Origin of the sequence: Streptomyces sp. NPDC048825 (assembly GCF_043198355.1) — a bacterium.
In the GTDB taxonomy this organism is placed as follows: Bacteria; Actinomycetota; Actinomycetes; order Streptomycetales; family Streptomycetaceae; genus Streptomyces; species Streptomyces xiangluensis.
On the sequence record NZ_JBICUR010000010.1, the window covers coordinates 259,481 to 281,614 of the forward strand.

Annotated in this window: 27 protein-coding genes and 1 riboswitch; of the genes, 13 read left to right on the forward strand and 14 right to left on the reverse strand. The window is 70.3% G+C overall.

Annotation, left to right across the window (positions count from 1 at the left end; genetic code table 11):
* Nucleotides 1-34 precede the first annotated feature (34 nt).
* From ACGFNK_RS24705 to ACGFNK_RS24740, 8 genes are all read right to left on the reverse strand, one after another.
* Nucleotides 35-1,624 (reverse strand): alpha/beta hydrolase, encoded by a 1,590-nt coding sequence (locus tag ACGFNK_RS24705; RefSeq protein ID WP_393419415.1) that lies wholly within the window; start codon nucleotides 1,622-1,624, stop codon nucleotides 35-37.
* Nucleotides 1,625-1,766: 142 nt separating this feature from the next.
* Nucleotides 1,767-2,570 (reverse strand): urease accessory protein UreD, encoded by an 804-nt coding sequence (locus ACGFNK_RS24710; RefSeq protein ID WP_393419245.1) that lies wholly within the window; start codon nucleotides 2,568-2,570, stop codon nucleotides 1,767-1,769.
* Nucleotides 2,567-3,247, reverse strand: coding sequence for an urease accessory protein UreG (ureG, locus tag ACGFNK_RS24715; RefSeq protein ID WP_386343292.1), 681 nt, complete (start codon nucleotides 3,245-3,247; stop codon nucleotides 2,567-2,569). Before ureG ends, ACGFNK_RS24710 begins: the two co-directional genes overlap by 4 nt.
* Before the next feature lie 238 nt (nucleotides 3,248-3,485).
* Entirely contained in the window at nucleotides 3,486-4,160 is a 675-nt protein-coding gene (locus ACGFNK_RS24720) for an urease accessory protein UreF (RefSeq protein WP_393419248.1), read from the reverse strand.
* A gap of 12 nt (nucleotides 4,161-4,172) precedes the next feature.
* Complete coding sequence (locus ACGFNK_RS24725; RefSeq protein ID WP_386343296.1) at nucleotides 4,173-5,894, reverse strand: urease subunit alpha; 1,722 nt, start codon at nucleotides 5,892-5,894, stop codon at nucleotides 4,173-4,175.
* A complete protein-coding gene (locus tag ACGFNK_RS24730) occupies nucleotides 5,887-6,198 on the reverse strand; it encodes an urease subunit beta (protein WP_393419250.1) in 312 nt (103 codons plus the stop codon). The genes ACGFNK_RS24725 and ACGFNK_RS24730 overlap by 8 nt, the downstream gene beginning before the upstream one ends.
* A gap of 16 nt (nucleotides 6,199-6,214) precedes the next feature.
* Nucleotides 6,215-6,517 carry an urease subunit gamma gene (locus tag ACGFNK_RS24735; protein WP_055614092.1) on the reverse strand — a complete coding sequence of 101 codons (303 nt, stop codon included), beginning with the start codon at nucleotides 6,515-6,517 and terminating at the stop codon, nucleotides 6,215-6,217.
* 136 nt (nucleotides 6,518-6,653) lie between these two features.
* Complete coding sequence (locus ACGFNK_RS24740) at nucleotides 6,654-7,283, reverse strand: TetR/AcrR family transcriptional regulator (protein ID WP_393419253.1); 630 nt, start codon at nucleotides 7,281-7,283, stop codon at nucleotides 6,654-6,656.
* Between the two features lie 204 nt (nucleotides 7,284-7,487).
* Between ACGFNK_RS24740 and ACGFNK_RS24745 the strand changes: the two genes are divergently transcribed.
* Complete coding sequence (locus tag ACGFNK_RS24745; protein WP_393419417.1) at nucleotides 7,488-8,453, forward strand: ABC transporter permease; 966 nt, start codon at nucleotides 7,488-7,490, stop codon at nucleotides 8,451-8,453.
* A 94-nt stretch (nucleotides 8,454-8,547) separates the two neighbouring features.
* On the opposite strand, the gene ACGFNK_RS24750 is transcribed toward ACGFNK_RS24745, so the two are convergent.
* Nucleotides 8,548-8,826, reverse strand: a complete 279-nt coding sequence (locus ACGFNK_RS24750) for a type II toxin-antitoxin system Phd/YefM family antitoxin (RefSeq protein WP_386343300.1) — start codon at nucleotides 8,824-8,826, stop codon at nucleotides 8,548-8,550.
* A 70-nt stretch (nucleotides 8,827-8,896) separates the two neighbouring features.
* On the opposite strand from ACGFNK_RS24750, the gene ACGFNK_RS24755 reads away from it, so the two are divergent.
* From ACGFNK_RS24755 to ACGFNK_RS24770, 4 genes are all read left to right on the forward strand, one after another.
* Complete coding sequence (locus ACGFNK_RS24755) at nucleotides 8,897-9,532, forward strand: ATP-dependent Clp protease proteolytic subunit (RefSeq protein WP_393419255.1); 636 nt, start codon at nucleotides 8,897-8,899, stop codon at nucleotides 9,530-9,532.
* 7 nt (nucleotides 9,533-9,539) lie between these two features.
* Nucleotides 9,540-9,851, forward strand: coding sequence for a hypothetical protein (locus ACGFNK_RS24760; RefSeq protein ID WP_393419257.1), 312 nt, complete (start codon nucleotides 9,540-9,542; stop codon nucleotides 9,849-9,851).
* Between the two features lie 348 nt (nucleotides 9,852-10,199).
* Nucleotides 10,200-10,387: riboswitch (cyclic di-AMP (ydaO/yuaA leader) on the forward strand.
* 3 nt (nucleotides 10,388-10,390) lie between these two features.
* The gene (locus tag ACGFNK_RS24765) at nucleotides 10,391-10,864 is read left to right on the forward strand and encodes a C40 family peptidase (protein WP_386343358.1); all 474 of its coding nucleotides are present in this window, start codon (nucleotides 10,391-10,393) and stop codon (nucleotides 10,862-10,864) included.
* A gap of 153 nt (nucleotides 10,865-11,017) precedes the next feature.
* The gene (locus ACGFNK_RS24770; protein ID WP_393419419.1) at nucleotides 11,018-11,494 is read left to right on the forward strand and encodes a DUF6328 family protein; all 477 of its coding nucleotides are present in this window, start codon (nucleotides 11,018-11,020) and stop codon (nucleotides 11,492-11,494) included.
* Nucleotides 11,495-11,518: 24 nt separating this feature from the next.
* On the opposite strand, the gene ACGFNK_RS24775 is transcribed toward ACGFNK_RS24770, so the two are convergent.
* Nucleotides 11,519-12,142, reverse strand: a complete 624-nt coding sequence (locus ACGFNK_RS24775) for a LysE family translocator (protein ID WP_393419259.1) — start codon at nucleotides 12,140-12,142, stop codon at nucleotides 11,519-11,521.
* A 100-nt stretch (nucleotides 12,143-12,242) separates the two neighbouring features.
* On the opposite strand from ACGFNK_RS24775, the gene ACGFNK_RS24780 reads away from it, so the two are divergent.
* Complete coding sequence (locus ACGFNK_RS24780; protein ID WP_393419261.1) at nucleotides 12,243-13,160, forward strand: LysR family transcriptional regulator; 918 nt, start codon at nucleotides 12,243-12,245, stop codon at nucleotides 13,158-13,160.
* A gap of 53 nt (nucleotides 13,161-13,213) precedes the next feature.
* Here the strand turns inward: ACGFNK_RS24780 and ACGFNK_RS24785 are convergent, their stop codons facing one another.
* On the reverse strand, nucleotides 13,214-13,657 hold the full coding sequence (locus tag ACGFNK_RS24785) for an ATP-binding protein (RefSeq protein WP_393419263.1): 444 nt from the start codon (nucleotides 13,655-13,657) through the stop codon (nucleotides 13,214-13,216).
* A gap of 286 nt (nucleotides 13,658-13,943) precedes the next feature.
* Here ACGFNK_RS24785 and ACGFNK_RS24790 point away from each other — a divergent pair, with 286 nt between their 5' ends.
* Complete coding sequence (locus tag ACGFNK_RS24790) at nucleotides 13,944-14,801, forward strand: helix-turn-helix domain-containing protein (RefSeq protein WP_393419265.1); 858 nt, start codon at nucleotides 13,944-13,946, stop codon at nucleotides 14,799-14,801.
* Between the two features lie 9 nt (nucleotides 14,802-14,810).
* Nucleotides 14,811-15,038, forward strand: coding sequence for a DUF397 domain-containing protein (locus ACGFNK_RS24795; RefSeq protein ID WP_386343366.1), 228 nt, complete (start codon nucleotides 14,811-14,813; stop codon nucleotides 15,036-15,038).
* On the opposite strand, the gene ACGFNK_RS24800 is transcribed toward ACGFNK_RS24795, so the two are convergent.
* A complete protein-coding gene (locus tag ACGFNK_RS24800) occupies nucleotides 15,019-16,155 on the reverse strand; it encodes an 8-amino-7-oxononanoate synthase (RefSeq protein WP_393419267.1) in 1,137 nt (378 codons plus the stop codon). The genes ACGFNK_RS24795 and ACGFNK_RS24800 overlap by 20 nt on opposite strands.
* Nucleotides 16,156-16,340: 185 nt before the next feature.
* Between ACGFNK_RS24800 and bioB the strand changes: the two genes are divergently transcribed.
* The 4 genes from bioB to ACGFNK_RS24820 all read left to right on the forward strand — a co-directional run bounded on the left by bioB (nucleotide 16,341) and on the right by ACGFNK_RS24820 (nucleotide 20,289).
* Nucleotides 16,341-17,471 carry a biotin synthase BioB gene (gene bioB, locus ACGFNK_RS24805; RefSeq protein ID WP_393419269.1) on the forward strand — a complete coding sequence of 377 codons (1,131 nt, stop codon included), beginning with the start codon at nucleotides 16,341-16,343 and terminating at the stop codon, nucleotides 17,469-17,471.
* Nucleotides 17,464-18,744, forward strand: a complete 1,281-nt coding sequence (locus ACGFNK_RS24810) for an adenosylmethionine--8-amino-7-oxononanoate transaminase (RefSeq protein WP_393419271.1) — start codon at nucleotides 17,464-17,466, stop codon at nucleotides 18,742-18,744. Before bioB ends, ACGFNK_RS24810 begins: the two co-directional genes overlap by 8 nt.
* A 37-nt stretch (nucleotides 18,745-18,781) precedes the next feature.
* On the forward strand, nucleotides 18,782-19,501 hold the full coding sequence (gene bioD / locus ACGFNK_RS24815; RefSeq protein WP_393419273.1) for a dethiobiotin synthase: 720 nt from the start codon (nucleotides 18,782-18,784) through the stop codon (nucleotides 19,499-19,501).
* A gap of 107 nt (nucleotides 19,502-19,608) precedes the next feature.
* Nucleotides 19,609-20,289, forward strand: a complete 681-nt coding sequence (locus ACGFNK_RS24820) for a class I SAM-dependent methyltransferase (protein ID WP_393419275.1) — start codon at nucleotides 19,609-19,611, stop codon at nucleotides 20,287-20,289.
* 139 nt (nucleotides 20,290-20,428) lie between these two features.
* Here the strand turns inward: ACGFNK_RS24820 and ACGFNK_RS24825 are convergent, their stop codons facing one another.
* Both ACGFNK_RS24825 and ACGFNK_RS24830 read right to left on the reverse strand, forming a co-directional pair.
* Nucleotides 20,429-20,773: a fic family toxin-antitoxin system, toxin component gene (locus tag ACGFNK_RS24825; RefSeq protein WP_393419420.1), complete on the reverse strand. Its 345-nt coding sequence runs from the start codon at nucleotides 20,771-20,773 to the stop codon at nucleotides 20,429-20,431.
* Nucleotides 20,774-20,810: 37 nt separating this feature from the next.
* A complete protein-coding gene (locus ACGFNK_RS24830; RefSeq protein ID WP_165263795.1) occupies nucleotides 20,811-21,038 on the reverse strand; it encodes an antitoxin in 228 nt (75 codons plus the stop codon).
* Between the two features lie 190 nt (nucleotides 21,039-21,228).
* Between ACGFNK_RS24830 and ACGFNK_RS24835 the strand changes: the two genes are divergently transcribed.
* Nucleotides 21,229-22,131 (forward strand): ABC transporter ATP-binding protein, encoded by a 903-nt coding sequence (locus ACGFNK_RS24835; protein ID WP_393419278.1) that lies wholly within the window; start codon nucleotides 21,229-21,231, stop codon nucleotides 22,129-22,131.
* Nucleotides 22,132-22,134: the final 3 nt, after the last annotated feature.

Here is a 22,134-nt window from a genome sequence, read left to right on the forward strand (position 1 = left end):
GCCGCCCCCTCTTCGTGCCTGTCGTGCTTACGGACTACGGCGTGGGCGTGGCGTGCGCGGCGCACGTCACGTCGGCCGCGTCGACCTTGCCGGTGAGCAGGTAGGTGTCCACCCGCTCGTTGATGCAGGGGTTGGCCAGCCCCGTGACACCGTGCGAGCCCGCGTTCTTCTCGGTGATCAGACGGGAGCCCTTGAACCGCTTGTGCAGCTCGACGGCGCCCTCGTACGGAGTGGCGGCGTCCCGCGTGGCCTGCACGATCAGCACGGGCGGCAGGCCCTTGCCGGTCTTGACGTTCAGCGGGGTCTGCTGCTTGGCCGGCCAGGTGGCGCAGGGCAGGTTCAGCCAGGCGTTGGCCCACGTCATGAACGGGTACTTCTTGTGCAGCTCGGTGTTGTCGCGGTCCCACTTCTTCCAGCTGGTGGGCCACTTGGCGTCGGTGCACTCGACGGCGGTGTAGACGGCGTTGCCGTTCTCCGAGGCGGCGTTGCCGGCGGTGTCCGACAGGTCCGGAGCGGCGGCGTCGACGAGCGCCTGGGTGTCACCGGCGACGTACTTGCTCCATACGGCGGCGGTCGGCGCCCACGCGGAGTCGTAGTACGGAGCACTCTGGAAGAAGCTGATGAGCTCGGCCGGACCGACGAGCCCGCCGATCGGGTTCTTCTTGGCCGCTGCGCGCAACTTCAGCCACTGGGCCTGGACTTCGGCCCGCGTGTCGCCCAGGTGATAGGTCGCGTCGTTCTTGGCGACCCAGTCCTGCCAGTCCTGCCAGCGCATCTCGAAGGCGACGTCCTGGTCGAGGTTGGCCTCGTACCAGATCTTCTCGCGCGACGGGTTGACGACGCTGTCGGCGACCATGCGGCGCACATGCGTCGGGAAGAGCGTGCCGTAGACGGCGGCGATGTACGTGCCGTACGAGACGCCGAGGAAGTTGAGCTTCTTCTCGCCGAGGGCGGCCCGGATGACGTCCAGGTCGCGCGCGGTGTTGGGCGTCGTCATGTGCGGCAGCATCTCGCCGCTGCGCTCGGCGCAGCCGTCCGCGTACTCGGCGGCGAGCTTGCGCTGGGCACGCTTGTCGGCCTCGGAGTCCGGCACCGGGTCCATCTTGGGCGCCTTCACGAACTCCTGAGGGTCCGCGCAGGAGATGGGCGCCGAGTGGCCGACACCGCGCGGGTCGAAGCCCACGAAGTCGTACGCCTTCGCCGTGTTGACCCAGAGCGGGGCCTTGGTGGTGACCCGGCGCGGGAAGCGCAGGCCCGAGCCGCCGGGGCCGCCGGGGTTGTAGATGAGGGCGCCCTGACGCTCCGCCTTGGTGCCCGTGTTGCCGATGCGGTCGACGGCGAGCTTGATCTGCTTGCCGTTCGGCTTCGCGTAGTCGAGCGGCACCGTGACCCAGCCGCACTGGATGGGCTTCTCAAGTCCCCAGTCGGCCGGGCAGTCCTGCCAGTTGATACCGGCCTTGGCGGCCCGTGCGGCCGCGATCGCCGTACCGCGCGCCTCGCGGTCCTGGCCGTGGCGGGTGTCCGCACTGGCGGACGGTGCCGCGACGGCGCCTGCTATCAGTGTCGCCGTGACAAGCACTCCGGCCGAGCCGAGCGCTGCCGCTTTCTTCTTCGGCGGTCTCATACCCGTCAAGTGGGCCTCCCCGTACATGTTGTGGTCGGTACGGGGATCCTTTCGGCTGTGACCTCCCTGAGAACAGGGGTGACTTGGCTTCTTTGCCAATCCGATAACCGGTAACCACCTGCCCGTTGAGCGGAGTTGTCCGTTACGGGCCGAGTATGCGCAGGGCTTCGTCGAGGGTGCGGCGCAGCCGCAGGGCATCCGGGGCGAGTGCGGTCACGAGGACGCCGGGTCCTGCGAGCGGGGTGAGCGCGGCATGCTCTCCCAGGAGCTGTGGGCTGGGCGGCGCCTCGGCGAATTCCGGTCGTACGACGATGAGTTGCCCCACGGCCCGATGTCCCGCCAGAACCGCCGGGCCGTCCCAGCCGCCGGGAGCGCCGGGTCCGCAGGACAGTTCCTGGTCGAGCAGCGGGCGCCCGTCGAGACGGACGGTGAGCCGGCTGGTGAGGCGCCCCGGCTCCTCGTGGGCGCGGCCGAGTACCTGTTCCTCACGCAGCGTCAGGCGGGCGCCCGGCGCGAGATCGGCGCGGGTGGTGACGTACAGATCACTGCCGTTCGCGGAGATCAACTGCTCGGGTAGCCAGCGCAGTTCGGCGCCGTCGGCGACCGTGAGGCGCACGTCGTAGCGGGCCTCGCCCTTGGCCTGGCCCGGCAGGGCGATGGTGGCGGCGGCGGATCCGATGTGCAGTTCGGCGCCGTCGGCGGCGGTCGCCTCGACGGTGAAGTGGTCGCCGCCGAGGGGGCCGCTCATCGCCCCGACCAGCGTGACGCGCGCCTCGGAGCCGGTTGCGCGGGTGCGGCGCAGGGCGAGGGGGCCTTCGCCTTCCAGGGTGGGCAGGGCGGTGCCGCCGCGGCCGTCGGGGCGGGCGGCGATGCGGGCGGTGGCGCGTACGCCGGCTGCTTGGGCTTCTCCGGGGGCCCAGGCCGCTCGGGCTGTTCGGGTCGTCATGCCGTCCACGCGGCGAGTTGGGCCCGTACCCACTCGGCGACCTCCCGGACTCCGCCCTCCGCCCTCAACGACTGGAAGACAACCGGCAGTTCGGCACGCTGGGTCTTGGCATCGGCGGCCATCCGCCCGAGGTCCGACCCGACGTGCGGGGCGAGGTCCGTTTTATTCACGACCAGCAGATCGGCGGTGGTGACACCGGGCCCGCCCTTGCGCGGGATGTCATCGCCACCGGCCACGTCGATCACGAAGATCTGCGCATCGACGAGCCCCTTGGAGAAGGTCGCGGTGAGGTTGTCTCCCCCGGACTCGACGAGGATCAGGTCCAGCGGACCGATCTCGTCCTCCAGATCCTCGACGGCTTCGAGATTCGCGGAGATGTCGTCCCGGATCGCGGTGTGCGGGCACGCGCCCGTCTCGACGGCGGTGATCCTCTCGGGCGGCAGCACGGCCTCCCGGAGGAGGAACTCGGCGTCCTCGCGCGTGTAGATGTCGTTCGTGACGACGGCGAGGGAGAGTCCGTCGCGGAGTTCTCGGCAGAGGGCGGCGACGGTGGCGGTCTTGCCGGAGCCGACGGGGCCGCCGAGTCCGATACGGAGGGCACGGCGGGTGCCGTCGGGGCGGTGCGCGTCGGCGCTCACGGCTCCGCCGTGGTGAGGGTGGGAGTGGTCGAGGTGCATGCGGGTTGCTCCTGTGGCTTTCGTGTCGGTCGGTGGTTGGTGCGCTGCCGCCGGGTGGTGCCGGGGGTTGTTTCGCCCCGCCGCACCTACCCGTCCCGTCCCGGGGCCGGCCCCGGACCCCGCTGGGGGCTGCGCCCCCAGACCCCCATCGGCCCGGCGGCCTCGTCCTCAAACGCCGGACGGGCTGAGTTCAGCCCGTCCGGCGTTTTAGGACCGTGGGTCCGGGGCGAAACCCCTCCTACGACGCGAACAGACGAACCGCCCACGCGGCATGCACCTCCGCACTGATCTCCAGCAGCGGCGCGGAAGCCGCAGGCAGCGCGTCGACGCCCTCCTCCACGGCACACCGAGCCGCTTCGGCCGCCCGGCCCGCGACACGGTCGAGGTCCGGAGCCAGCCGAGCCAACACCCCCGTGGCGTCAAAGGGATCCAGACTCAGCAACCGCACCGTCGCGGAAGCCGCCCCACTGACACTCTCGTACGCGGAGCAGTACGCGGCGTCCACCGCCCCAAGCCCCGCGGCCCGAGCAGCCACCCCGAGGACGACCGGCTGATGGGCCCCCTTGGGGAACGCCCGTGCCACGGCGTCGAGTTCGGGAGACGGCCACGTCGCCCGCGCCGCCCGCATCAGCTGCCGCCCGAGCTTCCGCGCAGCAACCCGCAGCGCGGCCGACGGCGTACGGGCGTCCGCCGCGGCGTCGAGTGCCAGGGGATCAAGTCCCAGCGCCCCCGCCGCGGCCAGCGAGGCGGACACAAGCCCCGCCGTGTGCAACCTGCCACGGCAGAACTCCTCAAGACTCTCCGCCCCAGTGATCCGCCCGGCCTTGACGGCCGCCTCGGCCCCGCCGGAGTGCGCGTGCCCACCGGCGGGAAAGCGGCCATCGGCCAGGACGAGAAGCGCGGCTCGGGACATGGTGACGCGTCCTTAGAAGAGGAAGTACCGCTGAGCCATGGGCAGTTCAGCAGCGGGCGTGGCCTCGACCAGTTCCCCGTCGATGTGCACGGCGAAGCTGTCCGGATCGACCCGCACCTGAGGCCGCGCATCGTTCTCTCGCATGTCCGCCTTGGTCACCGCCCGCGTCGACTCGATCGCCACGAACCGCTTCCCGAGCCCGAGGCGCTCCGGCAGCCCGTCCTCTACCGCGAGCGGCGCCACGAAGTTGAAGGAGTTGGAAGCCGGAGCCCGCCCGATCGCCCCGTACATCGGCCGGGGCAGAATCGGCTGCGGCGTCGGAATGGACGCGTTGGCGTCGCCCATCTGCGCGTACGCGATCTGCCCGCCCTTGATGATGAGCTGCGGCTTGACCCCGAAGAAGGCGGGCTCCCACAGCACGAGGTCCGCGAGCTTCCCGGTCTCGACGGAGCCGACCTCGCGGGCGAGCCCCTGCGCGAGGGCCGGGTTGATCGTGTACTTGGCGACATAGCGACGTACGCGGTGATTGTCGGCACGCCCGTCACCGGGCAGCGCGCCCCGCCGGCCCTTCATCACATGCGCGGTCTGCCAGGTCCGCATGATGACCTCGCCCACCCGCCCCATGGCCTGGGAGTCCGACGAGATGATCGAGATGGCGCCGAGGTCGTGCAGGATGTCCTCGGCCCCGATGGTGGAGGGCCGGATACGGGACTCGGCGAAGGCCAGGTCCTCGGGCACGGCGGGGTTCAGGTGGTGGCACACCATCAGCATGTCGAGGTGTTCCTCGGCGGTGTTGACGGTGTAGGGCCGGGTCGGGTTGGTGGAGCTGGGCAGGACGTGCGGCTCGGAGACCACGGTCATGATGTCCGGCGCGTGGCCACCGCCCGCGCCCTCCGTGTGGTACGCGTGGATGCCGCGCCCGGCGATCGCGGCGAGCGTGTCGGCCACGAAGCCCGCTTCGTTCAGGGTGTCCGTGTGGATCGCCACCTGGATACCCGTCTGATCGGCGACCGTCAGCGCGGCATCGATGGCGGCAGGCGTGGAGCCCCAGTCCTCGTGGATCTTCAGACCCAGCGCGCCGCCCCGGATCTGCGAGAGCATCGCCTCGTGCGAGACGGTGTTGCCCTTGCCCAGCAGCCCGAAGTTGAGCGGGTACTCCTCCATGGCCTCCAGCATCCGTGCCAGATGCCAGGGGCCGGGCGTGACGGTGGTGGCCTTCGAGCCCTCGGCCGGACCCGTGCCGCCGCCGACGAGGGTCGTGATGCCGGAGGCGAGCGCCTCGTCGGCGATCTGCGGGCAGATCAGGTGCACATGGGCGTCGATGGCACCGGCCGTCAGGATGCGGCCGTTGCCCGCGATGATCTCGGTCTCCGGTCCGATGACGAGGTCCGGGTGGACCCCGTCCATCGTGTCCGGGTTGCCCGCCTTGCCGATGCCGGTGATCCGGCCGTCGCGGATGCCGACGTCGGCCTTGACGATGCCCCAGTGGTCGACGATCACGGCTCCGGTGATGACGGTGTCCGGCGTGCCCTCCGCACGCGTGGCACGCGACTGGCCCATGGACTCGCGGATGACCTTGCCCCCGCCGAACACCGCCTCGTCACCGGCGAGCCCGGGCCCGCCGGAACGATCCTCCTCGATCTCGATCAGCAGATCGGTGTCGGCGAGCCGGATCCGGTCGCCGGTGGTCGGGCCGAACAGATCGGCGTACGCGGCACGCGAGAGCTCAGCCATCCAGAGCACCTCCGGTCTCACCGCGCAGTCCGGGCACCACACGGGCGCCGGTGAGCGGAACGAGTTCGACGTCTACGGGGATACCGGGCTCGAAGCGCACAGCGGTGCCGGCGGCGACGTTGAGCCGCTTGCCTCGCGCGGCGGCGCGGTCGAAGTCCAGACCGGGGTTGGCCTCGGCGAAGTGGTAGTGGGAGCCGACCTGGACGGGCCGGTCGGCGGCGTTGAGGACGGTGAGCCGGGTGACCTCGCGGCCTTCGTTGAAGGCGACGGATCCGTCGGCGAAAAGGATCTCTCCGGGAATCATGGTGGCCGCTCCCCCGTCAGACGATCGGGTCGTGGACGGTGACGAGCTTGGTCCCGTCCGGGAAGGTGGCCTCCACCTGGACGTCGTGGATCATCTCGGGGATGCCCTCCATGACGTCCTCGCGGGTGAGGATCTTGCGCCCGGAGGCCATCAGTTCGGCCACGGTACGGCCGTCCCTCGCGCCTTCGAGGATGTGCGACGTGATGAGTGCGACGGCTTCGGGGTGGTTCAGTTTCAGTCCGCGCGCCCGGCGCTTCTCGGCCACGTCGGCGGCCACATGAATGAGCAGCCTCTCCTGCTCGTGCGGGGTCAGTTGCACGGCGTCCCACCTCACAGTCCTCGCTCCGGACCGTGCGGGGTCCGGTTTCCGCAGCCGCCGGGCAAAATCCCAGGTGGCGTGGAGGCGCAGGCTAATTGGGCGGCGTTTCAGCGACGTTAACCAGCCGTCGGCCGGCTCAGGCCCGCGCGTCGGGGTTCCCCATGCTCATCAGGCCCCGCAGCCCCTCCTGCAACACCTCCACCGGTGCGGCGCCGAAGATCGCCATCTGCGCCACAAAGCCCTGGGCCGTCGCGATCATAGTCCGGGCGACGCTTTCGGCCGGTACGTCGTCCCTCATCATCCCCGCGTCCTGATAGCCCTGGACGACCTTCATCCAGGCCGCCCGCACGCTGCCGTAGCCGTCGTTGATCGCGGCCGACAGCTCTTCGTTGCGCAGGGTCTCCGTCCAGACCTGGATGATCAGCCGGGGGTACACGAACTCCCCGTTGTGGACCATCCCCGACCTCCCCCCGAGGACTGAGCCCATGACGCGCCCCACCAGCTCGTCGGGCGGCGGGGGCGGGCTCTGCCGGGCTGCGGCCTCGAAGTGTTCGCGAATCTCCGACAGCACCTCGGTGACGATCGCGCTGATCAGCTCGTCCTTGCCGCTGAAGTAGCGGTAGACGGCACCCGCCGAGAGGTCCACTTCCTTCAGCACGTCCTGCATGGACGTGGCGTGGAAGCCGTTGCGGGCGAAGCAGAGGGCCGCACCGTCGAGGATCTGACGGCGACGGGCGTCGAGGTGTTCCTGAGTTACGCGGGCCATGGACAGAAAAGTAAAACGAACATTCCTTCTTGACAAGCTCGCAGGGTGCGCTGGATGGTGGCAACGTACCTAAAACGAACGATCCTTCTTTTTGAGCCTAGACCTCGATCGGAGAGGAAACCCATGTCCGCCACCTCCGCTACCGCCACCAGGACCACCACCCCACCGCCGCCGACAGCACCTTCGCCACCCCACGGCCGCCGTATGGTCGCCGTCGTCCTGCTGGTCCCCGTCCTGGTCGCCCTCGCACTGTGGGCGTTCGCCTGGCCCGCGGCCCGCACCGCGCCGCACGACCTGCCGCTCGGCGTGGCGGGTCCCGCCACCGCGACGGCCCAGGTGGAGCAGAAGCTCGAGGCGCGCGAGGGCGCCTTCGAGATCCACCGGTACGCCGACGAGAGCGCCGCCCGGGACGCGATCGAGGACCGGACCGTATACGGGGCGGTCGTCGCCACCGAGCAGGGGCCGAAGCTGCTCACCGCCTCGGCCGCGAGTCCGGTCGTCGCCCAGCTGCTCCAGCAGGCGGTGACCCAGCAGGCGGGTGGCGCCCAGGTGCAGACCGTCGATGTGGTGCCGGCCCCCGCCGGTGATCCGCGCGGCGCGGCCCTGACGTCGAGCGTGCTGCCGATGGCACTGGCCGGCATCGGTGCGGGAGCCGCCGTGACGCTGCTGGGGCTGCGTGGCTGGCGTGCGGCCGGTGCACTGGTCGGCGCGGCTGTCCTGGTCGGCGCGGTGGCCGCCGCGATCGCGGGCAGCTGGCTCGGCGTGCTCACCGGGAACTGGTGGGCCGAGGCGGGCGCTCTCGGGCTGTCGACGCTGGCGGTGAGCGCCGCCGTCGCGGGGCTCGCGGCCCTGTTCGGCACGCCGGGCGTCGGGCTCGGCGCGTTCGTCATGATGCTGCTCGGCAACCCGTTCTCCGGCGCCGGCTCGGCACCCGAGATGCTGCCCCAGCCGGTCGGCGTGATCGGTCAGTGGCTGCCGCCGGGGGCGGGCGCCTCACTGCTCCGCTCGGTCTCGTTCTTCGACGGAGCCGCCGCGGCCGGTCCCGCGCTCACCCTCACCTGGTGGGCAGCGCTCGGCCTTGGCGCGGTCATCCTGGGCAGCGCGCTCCAGCGGCGCAAGGCACCTGCCGAGCAGGTCGTCGCCGAGCGGGAACCTGCCCGGGCCGGCTGACCACCACGACAACAGAGCGACCGTGCGTCCCCGCTGTAGCGGACGGGGGCGCACGGTCTTTTGCATCCGCAGGCGTCCCGCCCACAGGAGCGCCCTACGAAGCGTTGGGCCCCCGGTGCTCCGCCGCGATACCGAAGCGCTGCCGTTCGCGGGGAGCGGACGCGACCTCGCGGACGCTGGAGACGGCGCTGATCACCTGCTCCTCGGCCGGGTCTTGAAGTTCTTCGAGTCGTTCCAGGTCAGCGGCGGAGACAAGGGCGACGAGGGGCTTTCCGTGCCGCGTCACGACGACGCGCTCACCGCCGTACACCACTTTGTTGATCAGGTCGGCGAGCTCAGCCCTGGCTTGCGTCACCGGAATCTCGTAGGCCATGCTCCCCATCATAACGGCATGTACGTCCTGTACATTTTTTACAGGACCTCACACGGAGGAGGCGTGTGTCATGACCCGACCGTCCGCCCGCTACGTCCTGCCCGAGTTCACCGAACGCACCAGCGCGGGGCAGCGGACCATGGATCCGTACTCGAAGCTGCTGGAGGAGCGGATCGTCTTCCTGGGGACACCGATCGACGACACGTCGGCGAACGACGTGATGGCGCAGTTCATGCACCTCGAGTACCAGTCGCCGGACCGCGACATCTCGCTGTACATCAACTCTCCCGGCGGCCAGTTCAGCGCGATGACCGCGATCTACGACACGATGCGGTTCGTCAGCTGCGAGGTGGAGACCGTCTGCCTGGGGCAGGCGGGGGCCGCCGCCGCGGTACTGCTCGCGGCCGGTGCGCCGGGGAAGCGGTCCGCACTGCCGGACGCACGCGTACTGATCCACCAGCCGGCGCTGCCCGAGCCGGTGCAGGGCCAGACCTCCGATCTGGCCATCCAGGCCGAGGAGTTGATGCGCACGCGCAGGATGCTCGAGGAGATGCTCGCCCGGCATACCGGCCAGAGTCAGGAGCGCATCAGCGCGGACATCGAGCGGGACAAGATCCTGGAGGCACCGCAGGCACTGGAGTACGGGCTGGTCGACCGCATCATTCCGAGCCGCAAGAACTCGCTCACCGCCCCCGGCGCGAGGTGAACGGCGGATGCTCCCACCCGAGTTGCCCCCGCTGCCGGCGCTGACCCGGGCGGAGGGTGAACTGGTCGACCGTTACCTGGAGGTGCTCGATCTCCTGGGCCGGATCAATCCGGCGAACCGCGGCGACACCTATGGCGGACTGCGCGCGGCACAGGCACTGGTCACCAAGGCCACCGCGCTGCGCGATGCGCTGAACCTGATGCACCAACGCGGCGAACACGAGTTGCACGCACCGACCCTGACGCGGGCTCTGCGGGTCCTCGACGGTGAGCGCCGGGCGGCCCGCGTCACCTTGCCGCCGGAGACCTCCGACATCTGACGCCCACCGAGCGGCCCGGGGGCTCCGCAGGCGACTGAGGGGGCGTCCGGGCAAGATGTGAAACGGACCAAATGACGTACCCCTGAAAGGAGTAGACGGAGGTACGTTCAAAGGCCCCCGCAACTTGCGCAGCGCGCGTACTCAAACACCGGAATCAGACATTCCGGTGCTGGTACGAGGGTCCTCGACCCCCTCGACGCTCGTTCGACAACAGGCCTGTCCACCCGAACGGGTGAGTGGTGAGTAAGCCCACAAACCGCCGATTCCGCTCGGACTTTCCGACATTCGTGCGTCAAGATCCCTTCCGACGACAAGCCCCCGCCACAGCGGCGGGGCGGTCCGGGCGGACGCCGAGTCCTGCCGCCGCCCGGATGACGGGTCGACAGAAGTGGATCGGCAGGAGTGGAGGACCCAAGCACGACGGGCCGCCGGAGACTTCCGAGTGGTCCTTGGGGTGAAGCCGCACACCGCGGCCGGGCAACTTCGCCAGCCCGAATCCGACAGGTCATCCTTCACAGGCGGCTGACGAAGGGTTGCGCATGTCTGCGCTCAATCGTGTCCCGTCGCTGTTGACCAGGGCCGGTACCGCCTCGGCTCTCACCGTCGCCGTTGTCGGCGGCAGCGTTGTTGCCCCCGGTCTCACATCCGACGCCGAAGCAGTAACCCCAGCGAAGAAGGCACTTCAGGTAGCGGCCTCCAAAAAGGGGTCCCCGTACAAGTGGGGAGCCACGGGGCCCAGGCGCTTCGACTGCTCCGGGCTCACGCTCTACTCGTTCAAGAAGGCGGGGAAGAAGCTGCCCCGTACGGCCGCGCAGCAGTACAACAAAACGCGCCACATCTCGGCTTCGAGCCGCAAGCAGGGAGATCTGGTGTTCTTCCACTCGGGCCGGAACGTGTACCACGTCGGCATCTACGCCGGGAAGGGACGGATCTGGCACTCCCCGAAGACCGGGGACGTGGTGAAGCTGCAGAAGATCTGGACGAAGAGCGTCTGGTACGGCCGGGTCAGGTGACGCGCGTGGGGTGGCGGCGGTCATCGCCGCCACCCCACGGGGCGTGATTCGGGCGGCTGACGGGATACTCATGGATCCATGGCCCAGCAACCGCCCAGCGACCGAGAGCCCGACGAGCGACGTCCGGGCGACGAGCGTCCGTACGCCCAACGGATGGAGCGGCGCGAGACACCGCTCGAGCGCGCCGACCGCAACTTCATCGAACTGCTCCAGGAGTTGAGGGTCACCCAGACGGGCGTACAGATCCTCTTCGCATTCCTGCTGAGCCTCGCGTTCACCCCGCGCTTCCCGGACCTCGACTCGGTGCAGCGCGCCACGTACATCACGACGCTGCTGCTCGCGGTGCTGTCCTCCGTGCTCCTCACGGCACCGGCCGCCCTGCACCGCCGGCTGTTCCAGCAGGGCGCCAAGCCGCAGATCGTGGCGGTCTCCTCGCACCTCGCCCAGATCGGGATGGGTGTGCTGGCGTTCGCGCTCACCGGCTCGGTCCTGCTCGTCGTCGATGTGACGGCGGGCCGTCTCGAAGGGATTCTGGCCGGCGCGGCCACCATGGTGATCTGCTTCGGCCTGTGGGGGCTCGTGCCGCTCTTGATGAAACGGGCCGGCAGCAGGAGCCCGGACGATTCCTGAGCCCTGCCGGCCGGGCTCTCCGGCTCAGGCGAGCACCGTTTCGAGAACGAGTCCCAGTCCCAGCACCGTAAGAGCGGTTCCGGTGACGGCCTCGATGACCCGGGCTGTACGCGGCCTGCGCAGCCACCGGCCGAGCCGGTCCACGAGCAGCGCGACCGCCGGGAACCAGATCAGCGCGAGCGCGACCACGATCAGCGCGAGGACCAGCGTCCGAGGCATCGCGGGACTTCCGACTGGTACGAACTGCGGCAGCAGGCTGAGGAAGGTGATCGTCGCCTTTGGGTTGAGGGCGTTGGTGACGAAGCCCTGCCGCAGGGCTCCGGCCCCGGACACGACCGGCGCCTCCTCGGCCCCCGTCGTACGCCTGCCGCGCACCGACTGCAGCGTCCGTACGCCGAGATAGAGGACGTAGGCACCACCCAGTAGTTGGAGCGCGCGGAACAGCGGAGGCACGGTCGTCAGCACCGCGGCCACCCCGACGACGGCGAGGGCCGTGTGGACGAGCAGCGCCGCCGCGATCCCGAGCGCGCACGCGATACCGGCCCGGCGGGAGACCAAAGCGTTGCGGACCACGACGGTGAAGTCGGCACCGGGCATGGCGACCAGGCCTGCGGCGACCCCGGTGAAGGCGATGAGCTGTCCATCCATGAGCACCAGCGTGCCCGCTCCAAGCCTTCAGCAGGTATGTGCATTATCCTGGGCCAGCCTTAAGTAATTCTTTAGTCCGCACTTGGGCCGGGAGCCTCGCATGTACGACCCCACGCGGCTCGCGGCGCTGGTGGCGGTCGCCGAGGTCGGCTCGATCACCCGCGCCGCCGAGCGCCTCGGCTACACCACGCCGGCGCTCTCCCAGCAACTGGCCAAGCTGGAGCGGGAGGCGGGCACGGCGCTTCTCGTACGCCACCATCGCGGCGCCCGCCTGACCGGCGCGGGCGAACTCCTCGTGGCCCGGGCACGCCGGGTGCTGGACGAGATGGACCGGGCGCGGCTCGAACTGGCGCGCCTGACCGGGCTGTCCGGCGGCAGGCTGCGGCTCGGCACTTTCCAGACGGCCGGGATCCATCTGCTGCCGCCGGTGCTGAGCGCGTTCCGCCGAGCCCATCCTGATGTGGAGCTGACCGTGGCGGACTACGAGCCGCCGGCCGGCATCGCCGCGGTGGCCGCGGGCCAGGTGGATCTGGCGCTGACGCACGGCTACGAGCCCGCGGCCCCCGTCCCGCTGCCCGCCGCGGTGTCCGCGGAGCCGGTCCTGGTCGAGGAGCTGGTGCTCGTGACCGCCCCCGGGCACGCCCTGACCAGCGGCTCGTCGCGGCTGCCGCTGACCGGTCTTGCCGGCCGGCAGCTGATCAGCATGGCCCCGGACCACCCACCCCGACAGGGCGTGGAGGCCGCGCTCGCCCGCGCGGGCGCCACACCCTCGGTCCTCGTCGCGACTCCCGGCTACGCCCTGGTGGGCGCCCTGGTCAGCGCGGGCCTCGGCATCGCGGTGGTCCCGGAGATGGTCGCCAGAACCGCCGCCACTCCGGTGAGCATGCGCCTCCTGGAGCCGGGCGACCTGCGCAGGACGGTCTCGGTCGCCTACCGCACCGACGAGCAGGCACCCGCGGCTGACGCCTTCCGCGCGCTGCTCCGCGGCGCTTTCGGCCGCGCGTCCCAACGGACCTGACGGTCAGCGCCCTTGAGGGTCCGCAGCCGACAACCCGCAGTCCCCGCAGCCCCTCAGTCGGCAGAGACCGGCTGAACCGGAGTCGTCCAGGGCAGCGTGATCGAAACCGTCTTGCCGCCCTCACGAGTGGGCCGGACCGTCAGCTTCCCCCCGCACTCGGCCGTGAGGAAGCGGATGATCACCATCCCTCGGCCGTTGTCCTGCTGGACGGCCGCAGGGAGTCTCTTCGGGAAGCGTGGATGGCTGTCGGTCACGCCGATGAGCAGTTGCTCGTCACGGTCGAGCGTGAGGTCCACCGTGAAGGTCGGTGACTGGCCGAGGGTGTGCTGCACGGAGTTGGTGGCGAGCTCGGAGACGATGAGACGGACGGTGTCGGCGACATCCGTGTCGGACGGAAGGCCCCATTCGGCAAGGACGTTGGCGACGTAGGTGCGGGCGGCGGAGACCGAGGCGGGATCGCTCGGCAGAGTGACGGATGCTTCCAGGTGGTCTGCCATGGCGACGTCGTCCCTTTCCCACGGGACCGGAGTCCGACACGGAGCGGAGGTTCGAGTACGGTCCCGGACTGGTGCTGCGCGCCAGACTGCCACTACCGGGCCGGTCTCGGTGCCGATCCACCAAGATATGCATATATCTGTCGCTCGAAGCGGTGAACTCTCCGACGACCGACCGTATTTGGGTCGCGCCCAGGGTGGTCATTCGGACGGGTGACCGGGTCGTCTTCTGCCGTCGCCGCGACCCCCGACGCTATAGCGTCGGCGCGACGGTCGGAAGGAGACGACCATGCAACACGGTCCCGCAGTACGCCGCCGCAAACTCGGCGCCGAGCTGCGCGCCCTGCGCACCCGCGCGGGTCTCACGAGCGGCGAGGCCGCCCGGCGCGTCGGCTGGCACCAGTCGAAGGTGAGCAGGATCGAGACCGGCCGCAGCGGGGTCAAAGCGGCGGACATACGGCGACTCCTCGACGCGTACGACGTCCGGGACCCGGAACTGCTCGAGTTGCTCGTCGTGCTCGCGGGCGCCTACGGCGACGGCCGGCACCGCTGGTGGAATGCCTACCGGGGTCTGCTGCCGCCCACGTACCGCGACTTCATCAGCCTGGAGTCGCAGGCCGGCGCGATGCGCACGCTGGAGAACTCCGTGGTTCCCGGGCTGTTGCAGACACCGGAGTACGCCCGTGAGGTGACGCGGGCCGCCCTGGACGGGCTGCCGGACGGCAAGGTCGACGCGCTGGTGGAGGTGCGCCTCGCCCGCCAGGAGGTGCTGCGCTCGGAAACGCCGCTGCGGCTGAGCGCGGTCCTGGACGAGGGAGTGCTGCGGCGGTCGGTCGGCGGACCGGAGGTGATGGCACGGCAGTTGAGGCGTCTGCGGGACGCTGCCCGACTGCCTCACGTGCGGATTCAGGTGCTGCCGTTCGGAGTTGGGGCCCATGTCGGGGTGACCGGGCCTTTCGTTATCTTTTCATTTTCGACCACTTCTGATCTGGATGTGGTTGTTCTCGACCACTTGACGAGTAGCCTCTATCTCGAAAGGGAAGAGGACGTTCAGGCCTACACCGAGGCCTTCAACTCCCTTCAGATCCACGCCCTTTCTCCCGAGGACTCGTTGGATTTCATCGCCGGTCTGGCTGACGGCGAGTAAGGAGGCACCATGTCCACCCCCCTGCCTCGGTCCGTACCTTCCAGCACCCGTCTGCACGGTGTGCGGTGGCAGCGCAGCAGCCGCAGCACAGGAATGAACAACTGCGTCGAGACGGCCTGTCCGGCCTCCGGCCCGTGTGCCGGACTTCTCGCGGTGCGCGACTCGAAGAACACTTCGGGTCCCGCGCTGCTCTTCGCGCCCTCGGCCTGGGAGGGCTTTATCGACGCGCTGCGCTGATCACCCGTACGGCATGGTCGAGTTGCCCGTCGGTGAGGTCCGCGCGGGCGGTGAGCCGCAGCCGTGAGATTCCGTCCGGCACCGACGGGGGACGGAAGCAGCCGACGGCCAGTCCCGCCTCGCGGCAGTCCGCCGCCCAGCGCACGGCCTGCTCCGGCGAGGATGCGCGCACGGAGACGACGGCGGCGTCCGGGCGTACCGCTTCAAGGCCTTCGGCCGTCAGCCGGGTGTGGAGCTGCATCGCCACGGCACGCGCGCGTGCCGCCCGTTCCGGTTCCCGGCGCAGCAGCCGCAGGGCCGCGAGGGCGGCGCCCGCGGCGGCCGGGGCCAGACCGGTGTCGAAGATGAAGGTGCGGGCCGCGTTGACCAGGTGGTCGATCACGTGGGCCGGGCCGAGGACGGCGCCGCCCTGGCTGCCGAACGACTTCGACAGGGTGACCGTCGTGACGACGTCCGCCGCCCCCGCGAGTCCTGTCGCATGCGGTGCGCCCCGGCCGCCGTCACCGAGCACGCCGAGCCCGTGTGCGTCGTCGACGACCAGACCGGCGCCGAACTCCCGGCATGCATCCGCGAGTTCAGCGAGCGGAGCCGCGTCGCCGTCCACCGAGAAGACCGTGTCGGACACGACGACGGCGGGTGCGGAGTGCGTGCCCAGCACCTTGCGTACGGCGTCGGGGTCGGCGTGCGCGACGACCTGCGTGGTGCCCCGCGCGAGACGGCAACCGTCGATCAGCGAGGCATGGTTGCCCGCGTCCGACACGACGAGAGAGCCGTGCGGCGCCAGCGCGGTGACGGCGGCGAGGTTGGCGGCATAACCCGAGGAGAAGACGAGCGCGGACTCGAAGCCGCAGAACTCGGCCAGCTCACGCTCGAGTTCGGCGTGCAGCTCCGTGGAGCCGGTGACCAGCCGGGAGCCGGTGGCGCCGCCTCCCCACACCTGTGCGGCATGCGCGGCTGCCTCGGTGATCTCGGGGTGCCGGGCCAGGCCCAGGTAGTCGTTGCTCGCGAGATCGAGCAGCGGGGACTGAGCAGGGCGTGGGCGCAGGGTGCGGACGAGTCCGGCCCGGCGCCGCGTACGCGCCTGTTCGTCGATCCACGCGAACGGCGATCCCGCCATGTGTCCTCCGGGCCTTGAGGGTCTTGCTTGAGGGTGCGTCCTGCAGACGGTGCTTTGTAGGCAGTGCACAGACCCTAGCCGCCCGGCCCGCCACCCATGATGTGGAAAAAACCACACCTCGAACGGGCTGTCTTGTACGAACTCTCCTTGGCCCCGCCCCCTCGCATAGGCCAGGATCTGACCCCATGGACCTGCTGAACACGCTGGTGGACAAGGGGCTTCGGCGCGAGCTGCCGACCCGCGAAGAGGCACTGGCCGTGCTGGCCACCTCCGACGACGAACTCCTCGATGTGGTGGCCGCGGCCGGCAAGGTAAGGCGGCAGTGGTTCGGCCGAAGGGTGAAACTCAACTATCTGGTCAACCTCAAGTCGGGCCTGTGCCCCGAGGACTGCTCGTACTGCTCCCAACGCCTCGGCTCCAAGGCGGAGATCCTCAAGTACACCTGGCTGAAGCCCGGCCAGGCCTCCGAGGCGGCGGCTGCCGGGCTCGCGGGCGGCGCCAAGCGGGTCTGTCTGGTGGCGAGCGGGCGGGGGCCGACGGACCGTGACGTCGACCGGGTCTCGGACACCATCAAGGCGATCAAGGACCAGAACGAGGGGGTCGAGGTGTGCGCCTGCCTCGGCCTCCTCTCCGACGGCCAGGCCGAGCGGCTGCGCGCGGCGGGTGCGGACGCCTACAACCACAACCTCAACACGTCCGAGGGGACGTACGGGGACATCACGACCACCCATACGTACGCGGACCGCGTGGACACGGTCCACAAGGCGCACGCGGCGGGCCTGTCCGCCTGCTCCGGCCTGATCGCGGGCATGGGCGAGAGCGACGAGGACCTGGTCGACGTCGTCTACGCGCTGCGTGAGCTGGACCCGGACTCGGTCCCGGTGAACTTCCTGATCCCCTTCGAGGGCACCCCGCTCGCCAAGGAGTGGAATCTCACCCCGCAGCGCTGTCTGCGCATCCTCGCGATGGTCCGCTTCGTCTGCCCGGACGTGGAGGTGCGCATCGCGGGCGGCCGTGAGGTCCATCTCCGTACGATGCAGCCGCTCGCGCTGCACCTCGCCAACTCGATCTTCCTCGGCGACTACCTCACGAGCGAGGGCCAGGCGGGCAAGGCGGACCTGGACATGATCGCGGACGCCGGCTTCGAGGTGGAGGGCACGGACGAGGTGACGCTGCCGGAGCACCGGGGGGCTGGTGCGTGCGGCTCGGGGGGCGTCTGCGGTTCCGCCGATTCGGACGCGATCCCCGAGGCGCGTACGGATCTGGTCGCGGTACGCCGCCGTGGTGCCGGAACGGATCTCGCACCCAATGCCTGACCTGCCCGTGAGTGAGCTGCTCGAGCTCGACCGACGCCACGTATGGCATCCGTACGGTCCGATGCCCGGCCGTCAGGAACCGCTCGTCGTGGAGTCGGCGAGCGGGGTACGGCTGACGATCGCCGGTGAGCCGGGCGAGCTGGTGGACGGCATGTCGTCCTGGTGGTCCGCCATCCACGGCTACAACCACCCGGTACTCAACGACGCGGTGCGCGAGCAGCTCGGGCGGATGAGCCACGTCATGTTCGGCGGGCTCACGCACGAGCCCGCCGTGCGGCTGGCAAAACGTCTGGTCGATATGTCACCCGAGGGGTTGGAGCATGTCTTCCTCGCCGACTCCGGTTCGGTCTCGGTCGAGGTGGCGGTCAAGATGTGCCTGCAGTACTGGCGTTCGCTCGGCCGACCGGCCAAGCAGCGCCTGCTGACCTGGCGCGGCGGCTATCACGGCGACACCTGGCAGCCGATGTCGGTGTGCGATCCCGAGGGCGGGATGCACGAGCTGTGGCAGGGGGTGCTGCCCCGGCAGGTGTTCGCGGATCCGCCTCCGGTTGCGTACGAGGAGTCGTACGCCGATCAGCTGCGCTCGCTGATCGAGCGCCACGCCGACGAACTGGCCGCGGTGATCGTGGAGCCGGTGGTGCAGGGCGCGGGCGGGATGCGGTTCCACTCCCCCGGGTATCTGCGGGTGCTGCGCGAGGCGTGCGACGCACACGGCGTGCTGCTCGTGCTCGACGAGATCGCGACCGGGTTCGGGCGTACGGGTGCGCTGTTCGCGGCGGACCATGCGGGTGTGACGCCGGACGTGATGTGCGTGGGCAAGGCTCTGACCGGCGGCTATATGACGATGGCGGCGACACTGTGTACGTCACGGGTCGCCGAGGGAATCTCCCGCGGCGAGGTCCCGGTGCTCGCCCATGGCCCTACCTTCATGGGCAATCCGCTTGCCGCCGCGGTGGCCTGCGCCTCCATCGACCTGCTCCTCGGCCAGGACTGGCGGACGGAGATCAAGCGCATCGAGACGGGGCTGCGGGAGGGGCTGGCACCGGCTTCGGAGCTGCCCGGGGTGCGGGACGTACGCGTGCTCGGTGCCATCGGTGTCGTGCAGTTGGATCACGCCGTCGACATGGCGGCGGCGACGCGGGCGGCGGTGCGCGAGGGCGTGTGGCTGCGCCCGTTCCGCGACCTCGTCTACACGATGCCCCCGTACGTGACGGGCGACGCGGACGTGGCGCGGATCGCGCGCGCGGTGTGCGCGGCGGCGCGGGAAGGGTGAGCAGGGAGCGTGAGCGGGGAGATGCGCGGGAGGTGACATGCCGGTACTGGTGATCACGGGGACGGGCACGGAGGTCGGCAAGACGGTCACGACCGCGGCCGTCGCGGCGGCTGCCGTCGCCGCCGGGCGGTCCGTTGCCGTGCTCAAGCCCGCGCAGACGGGCGTACGGCCGGACGAGCGCGGCGACGCCGATGAGGTGGCCCGGCTCGCGGGCCCGGTGACCGCGCTCGAGCTCGCCCGTTATCCCGAGCCGTTGGCGCCCGCGACGGCTGCCCGAAGAGCGGGCCTCCCGCCGGTGCGGGCGCGCGAAGTGGCGGAGGCGGCGGGCAAGCTGGCCGCCGAACACGAGGTCGTGCTGGTGGAAGGGGCGGGCGGGCTGCTCGTACGTTTCGACGACGCGGGCGACACGCTGGCGGACGTGGCCCGCCTGCTGGACGCACCTGTGCTGGTGGTGGCCTCCGCCGGCCTCGGCACCCTCAACACGACGGAACTCACCGCCCGCGAACTGGCCGCCCGGCAGCTCGATCTGCTCGGCATCGTCGTGGGCAGCTGGCCGAACGACCCGGACCTCGCCTCGCGCTGCAACGTCGCCGATCTCCCGGTGGTGGCGGGGGCTTCGCTGCTGGGGGCGGTTCCCGAAGGGGCGGGGCGGCTGCGACCCGCCGACTTCCGTGCTGCCGCACCGAGTTGGCTGGCCCGGCCGCTGGGCGGGACGTGGGATGCGGACGCGTTCGCTGTGAGGCAGGCGGCGGAGTAGGCGCGGGGCGGGCCGACACGGGGCGCCGCATCGCGACTCACCGAGGGGTCAGTGGGCGCGTACGGGGGGACAATCGCCGTAGCGCAAGTCGCCCAGGGGAGGTCTCCATGCGACCACGCGGTTCCCGGACCACCAAGTCCGGCCGGATGGCCCCGGCACCCGTGCACCACCCGGTGTTCGCCCGCTTCTACGCCAAAATCAGTGTCGCCTCCGAGCCCGCCATCGGCCCGCACCGCGACGAACTGCTCGCCGGGCTCTCCGGCCGGGTCATCGAGATCGGCGCCGGCAACGGACTGAACTTCGCCCACTATCCGAGCACCGTCTCGGAGGTCGTCGCCATCGAACCCGAGCGCAGCCTGCGGCAGTTGGCGGTGACCGCGGCCCTGCGCTCCGAAGTGCCCGTCGACGTGGTGCCGGGCGTCGCGGAGGGGCTGCCGGTCAAGAGCGAGGCGTTCGACGCGGCGGTCCTGTCGCTGGTGCTGTGCAGCGTACGAGATGTGCCGAGGGCCCTGGCCGAGATCCGCCGCGTCCTGCGTCCCGGCGGCGAGCTGCGGTTCTTCGAGCACGGCAAGGGCGGCGGCGCGGCGATGGGCGTCACCCAGCGTGCCCTGGACCGTACCGTGTGGCCGCCGCTGTTCGGCGGCTGCCATGTGAGCCGGGACGTCCTCGGTGCGCTACGGGACGCGGGGTACGAACTGGGTCCGTACCGGCGGCTGTTGGTGCCCGAGAAGGGGCTGCGCATGCCGAGCTCGTACTGCGTGCTCGGCACGGCTCGCTCCGCGGGTTAGGCCGTTTGAAAGTGCGGGTTCGTTGTGGCTGGTCGCGCAGTTCCCCGCGCCCCTAGGAGGCCTACGGCCTCCTTAGGCGCGCGATGACGCACCCGGACTCCGACGAGTCCGCTAAGGGACGTGCCGGACCCTGGACTGCTCACGGATCGAGACTCCACCGGCGCAGCTCCTGCGTGATCTCCTGCACCGTTGCCTCGCCTGTCTTGACCAGGCGGGCCAGGTCGCGGACCTGCTCGGGTGAGGTGACGACCTTCAGGCCGCTGGCGACCAGATAGGCGTATGCGACGGCCGTGGCGAACATCGCGTTGGAGCGTTCAAGTGCGGGGATGTGCAGCAGGAGCTGGAGCAGCGCGGCGGCGCGGGCGTGTGGACTGTCGTAGACGGGGACGCCGAAGATCTCCGCATCGTGCCGGCTGACCGCGGCGACGAGGGCTCCCCAGTCGGTGACCTGGGGATCTCCGGGAGTCTTCTGTTCGGCGACCATGAGCAGCCAGGCAAGGTCGACTCTGACGTTCAAGGGTTCAGCGACGACCTTCTCGCTCCGGGCCGAACTCCTCGGCGAACACGGACTCGTACTGCTTCATGAAGTCGGCGGCGGCCTCCACGAAGGTGTGCCCCACTTCCCCGGTGTCCTGTTTGACCAGCTCTTCGATATAGCGGTTGACGCTCATGCCGCGGGCCAGGGCTCGCTCCCGCGCGGCCCGGGCGGTGCCCTCGTCCACGCGCACGTTCAGTTGGGTCTTCGCCATGCCTCGAAGCTAGCGCCTGGGCGCTAGCAGGGCAAGGGGTACCCAACGGCGATCCACTAAGGGTGCCCCTTACATCAAACTCAGGGGCACCGACCTGCGCAGGAGAGCGGCTCGGACTTCGGGTGGATACAAGTGTGTGCGGGATCACACTAGGCTCGCCCGCGAGACCGAACCGACCTAGGAGGCGGCCTTGCCCTCAGCAGCTGCGGAGCACGCCCTCGGGCGCACGGACGCCGGGGAGATCGCCGCCCGCGCCCGTGGTCTCACCAAGGCGTACGGCACGGGCGAGACGACCGTGCTCGCCCTCGACTCGGTCGACGTGGACATCGCGCGCGGTCGCTTCACGGCGGTCATGGGCCCCTCGGGCTCGGGGAAATCCACGCTGATGCACTGTCTGGCGGGGCTCGACACCGTGTCGGCCGGACAGGTGTGGCTGGGCGACACCGAGATCACCGGGCTGAAGGAGCGCGAGCTGACACGGCTGCGCCGGGACCGGATCGGCTTCATGTTCCAGTCGTTCAACCTGATCCCGACGCTGAACGCGATCGAGAACATCACGCTGCCCATGGACATCGCGGGCAAGAAGCCAGACGAGAAGTGGCTGGACCAGGTCATCGACACGCTCGGCCTGCGCGACCGGCTGAAGCACCGGCCGGCTCAGCTGTCCGGCGGGCAGCAGCAGCGCGTCGCCTGCGCCCGCGCGCTGGCCTCCCGCCCCGAGCTGATCTTCGCCGACGAGCCCACGGGCAATCTCGACTCACGGGCCGGTCTCGAAGTCCTCGGCTTTCTGCGGAACGCCGTCGACGAGCTGGGCCAGACCGTCGTCATGGTCACGCACGACCCGGGCGCGGCGGCCCACTCCGACCTGGTGCTCTTCCTCGGGGACGGCCGGATCGTGGACGAAATGGCGCGGCCCTCGGCGGAGGCGGTGCTGGAACGCATGAAGAGGTTCGACACCATCCGCGGCACGTTCGAGGACGGCGCCGCCCCCGGCCAGGGCATCACCCCCGATCAGGGCGTCGCACTCGACAAGAGCGTCGCTCCCGACCAAGGCATCGCTCCCGACCAGGGCATCGCCCGCGACCAGGACTGAGGC

Coding starts and splice junctions, on each gene's coding strand:
- ACGFNK_RS24705 (WP_393419415.1), bottom strand. CDS start 1,624: ATGAGACCGCCGAAGAAGAAAGCGGCAGCGCTCGGCTCGGCCGGAGTG.
- ACGFNK_RS24710 (WP_393419245.1), bottom strand. CDS start 2,570: ATGACGACCCGAACAGCCCGAGCGGCCTGGGCCCCCGGAGAAGCCCAA.
- ureG (WP_386343292.1), bottom strand. CDS start 3,247: ATGCACCTCGACCACTCCCACCCTCACCACGGCGGAGCCGTGAGCGCC.
- ACGFNK_RS24720 (WP_393419248.1), bottom strand. CDS start 4,160: ATGTCCCGAGCCGCGCTTCTCGTCCTGGCCGATGGCCGCTTTCCCGCC.
- ACGFNK_RS24725 (WP_386343296.1), bottom strand. CDS start 5,894: ATGGCTGAGCTCTCGCGTGCCGCGTACGCCGATCTGTTCGGCCCGACC.
- ACGFNK_RS24730 (WP_393419250.1), bottom strand. CDS start 6,198: ATGATTCCCGGAGAGATCCTTTTCGCCGACGGATCCGTCGCCTTCAAC.
- ACGFNK_RS24740 (WP_393419253.1), bottom strand. CDS start 7,283: ATGGCCCGCGTAACTCAGGAACACCTCGACGCCCGTCGCCGTCAGATC.
- ACGFNK_RS24745 (WP_393419417.1), top strand. CDS start 7,488: ATGGTCGCCGTCGTCCTGCTGGTCCCCGTCCTGGTCGCCCTCGCACTG.
- ACGFNK_RS24750 (WP_386343300.1), bottom strand. CDS start 8,826: ATGGCCTACGAGATTCCGGTGACGCAAGCCAGGGCTGAGCTCGCCGAC.
- ACGFNK_RS24755 (WP_393419255.1), top strand. CDS start 8,897: ATGACCCGACCGTCCGCCCGCTACGTCCTGCCCGAGTTCACCGAACGC.
- ACGFNK_RS24760 (WP_393419257.1), top strand. CDS start 9,540: ATGCTCCCACCCGAGTTGCCCCCGCTGCCGGCGCTGACCCGGGCGGAG.
- ACGFNK_RS24765 (WP_386343358.1), top strand. CDS start 10,391: ATGTCTGCGCTCAATCGTGTCCCGTCGCTGTTGACCAGGGCCGGTACC.
- ACGFNK_RS24770 (WP_393419419.1), top strand. CDS start 11,018: ATGGAGCGGCGCGAGACACCGCTCGAGCGCGCCGACCGCAACTTCATC.
- ACGFNK_RS24775 (WP_393419259.1), bottom strand. CDS start 12,142: ATGGATGGACAGCTCATCGCCTTCACCGGGGTCGCCGCAGGCCTGGTC.
- ACGFNK_RS24780 (WP_393419261.1), top strand. CDS start 12,243: ATGTACGACCCCACGCGGCTCGCGGCGCTGGTGGCGGTCGCCGAGGTC.
- ACGFNK_RS24785 (WP_393419263.1), bottom strand. CDS start 13,657: ATGGCAGACCACCTGGAAGCATCCGTCACTCTGCCGAGCGATCCCGCC.
- ACGFNK_RS24790 (WP_393419265.1), top strand. CDS start 13,944: ATGCAACACGGTCCCGCAGTACGCCGCCGCAAACTCGGCGCCGAGCTG.
- ACGFNK_RS24795 (WP_386343366.1), top strand. CDS start 14,811: ATGTCCACCCCCCTGCCTCGGTCCGTACCTTCCAGCACCCGTCTGCAC.
- ACGFNK_RS24800 (WP_393419267.1), bottom strand. CDS start 16,155: ATGGCGGGATCGCCGTTCGCGTGGATCGACGAACAGGCGCGTACGCGG.
- bioB (WP_393419269.1), top strand. CDS start 16,341: ATGGACCTGCTGAACACGCTGGTGGACAAGGGGCTTCGGCGCGAGCTG.
- ACGFNK_RS24810 (WP_393419271.1), top strand. CDS start 17,464: ATGCCTGACCTGCCCGTGAGTGAGCTGCTCGAGCTCGACCGACGCCAC.
- bioD (WP_393419273.1), top strand. CDS start 18,782: ATGCCGGTACTGGTGATCACGGGGACGGGCACGGAGGTCGGCAAGACG.
- ACGFNK_RS24820 (WP_393419275.1), top strand. CDS start 19,609: ATGCGACCACGCGGTTCCCGGACCACCAAGTCCGGCCGGATGGCCCCG.
- ACGFNK_RS24825 (WP_393419420.1), bottom strand. CDS start 20,773: ATGGTCGCCGAACAGAAGACTCCCGGAGATCCCCAGGTCACCGACTGG.
- ACGFNK_RS24830 (WP_165263795.1), bottom strand. CDS start 21,038: ATGGCGAAGACCCAACTGAACGTGCGCGTGGACGAGGGCACCGCCCGG.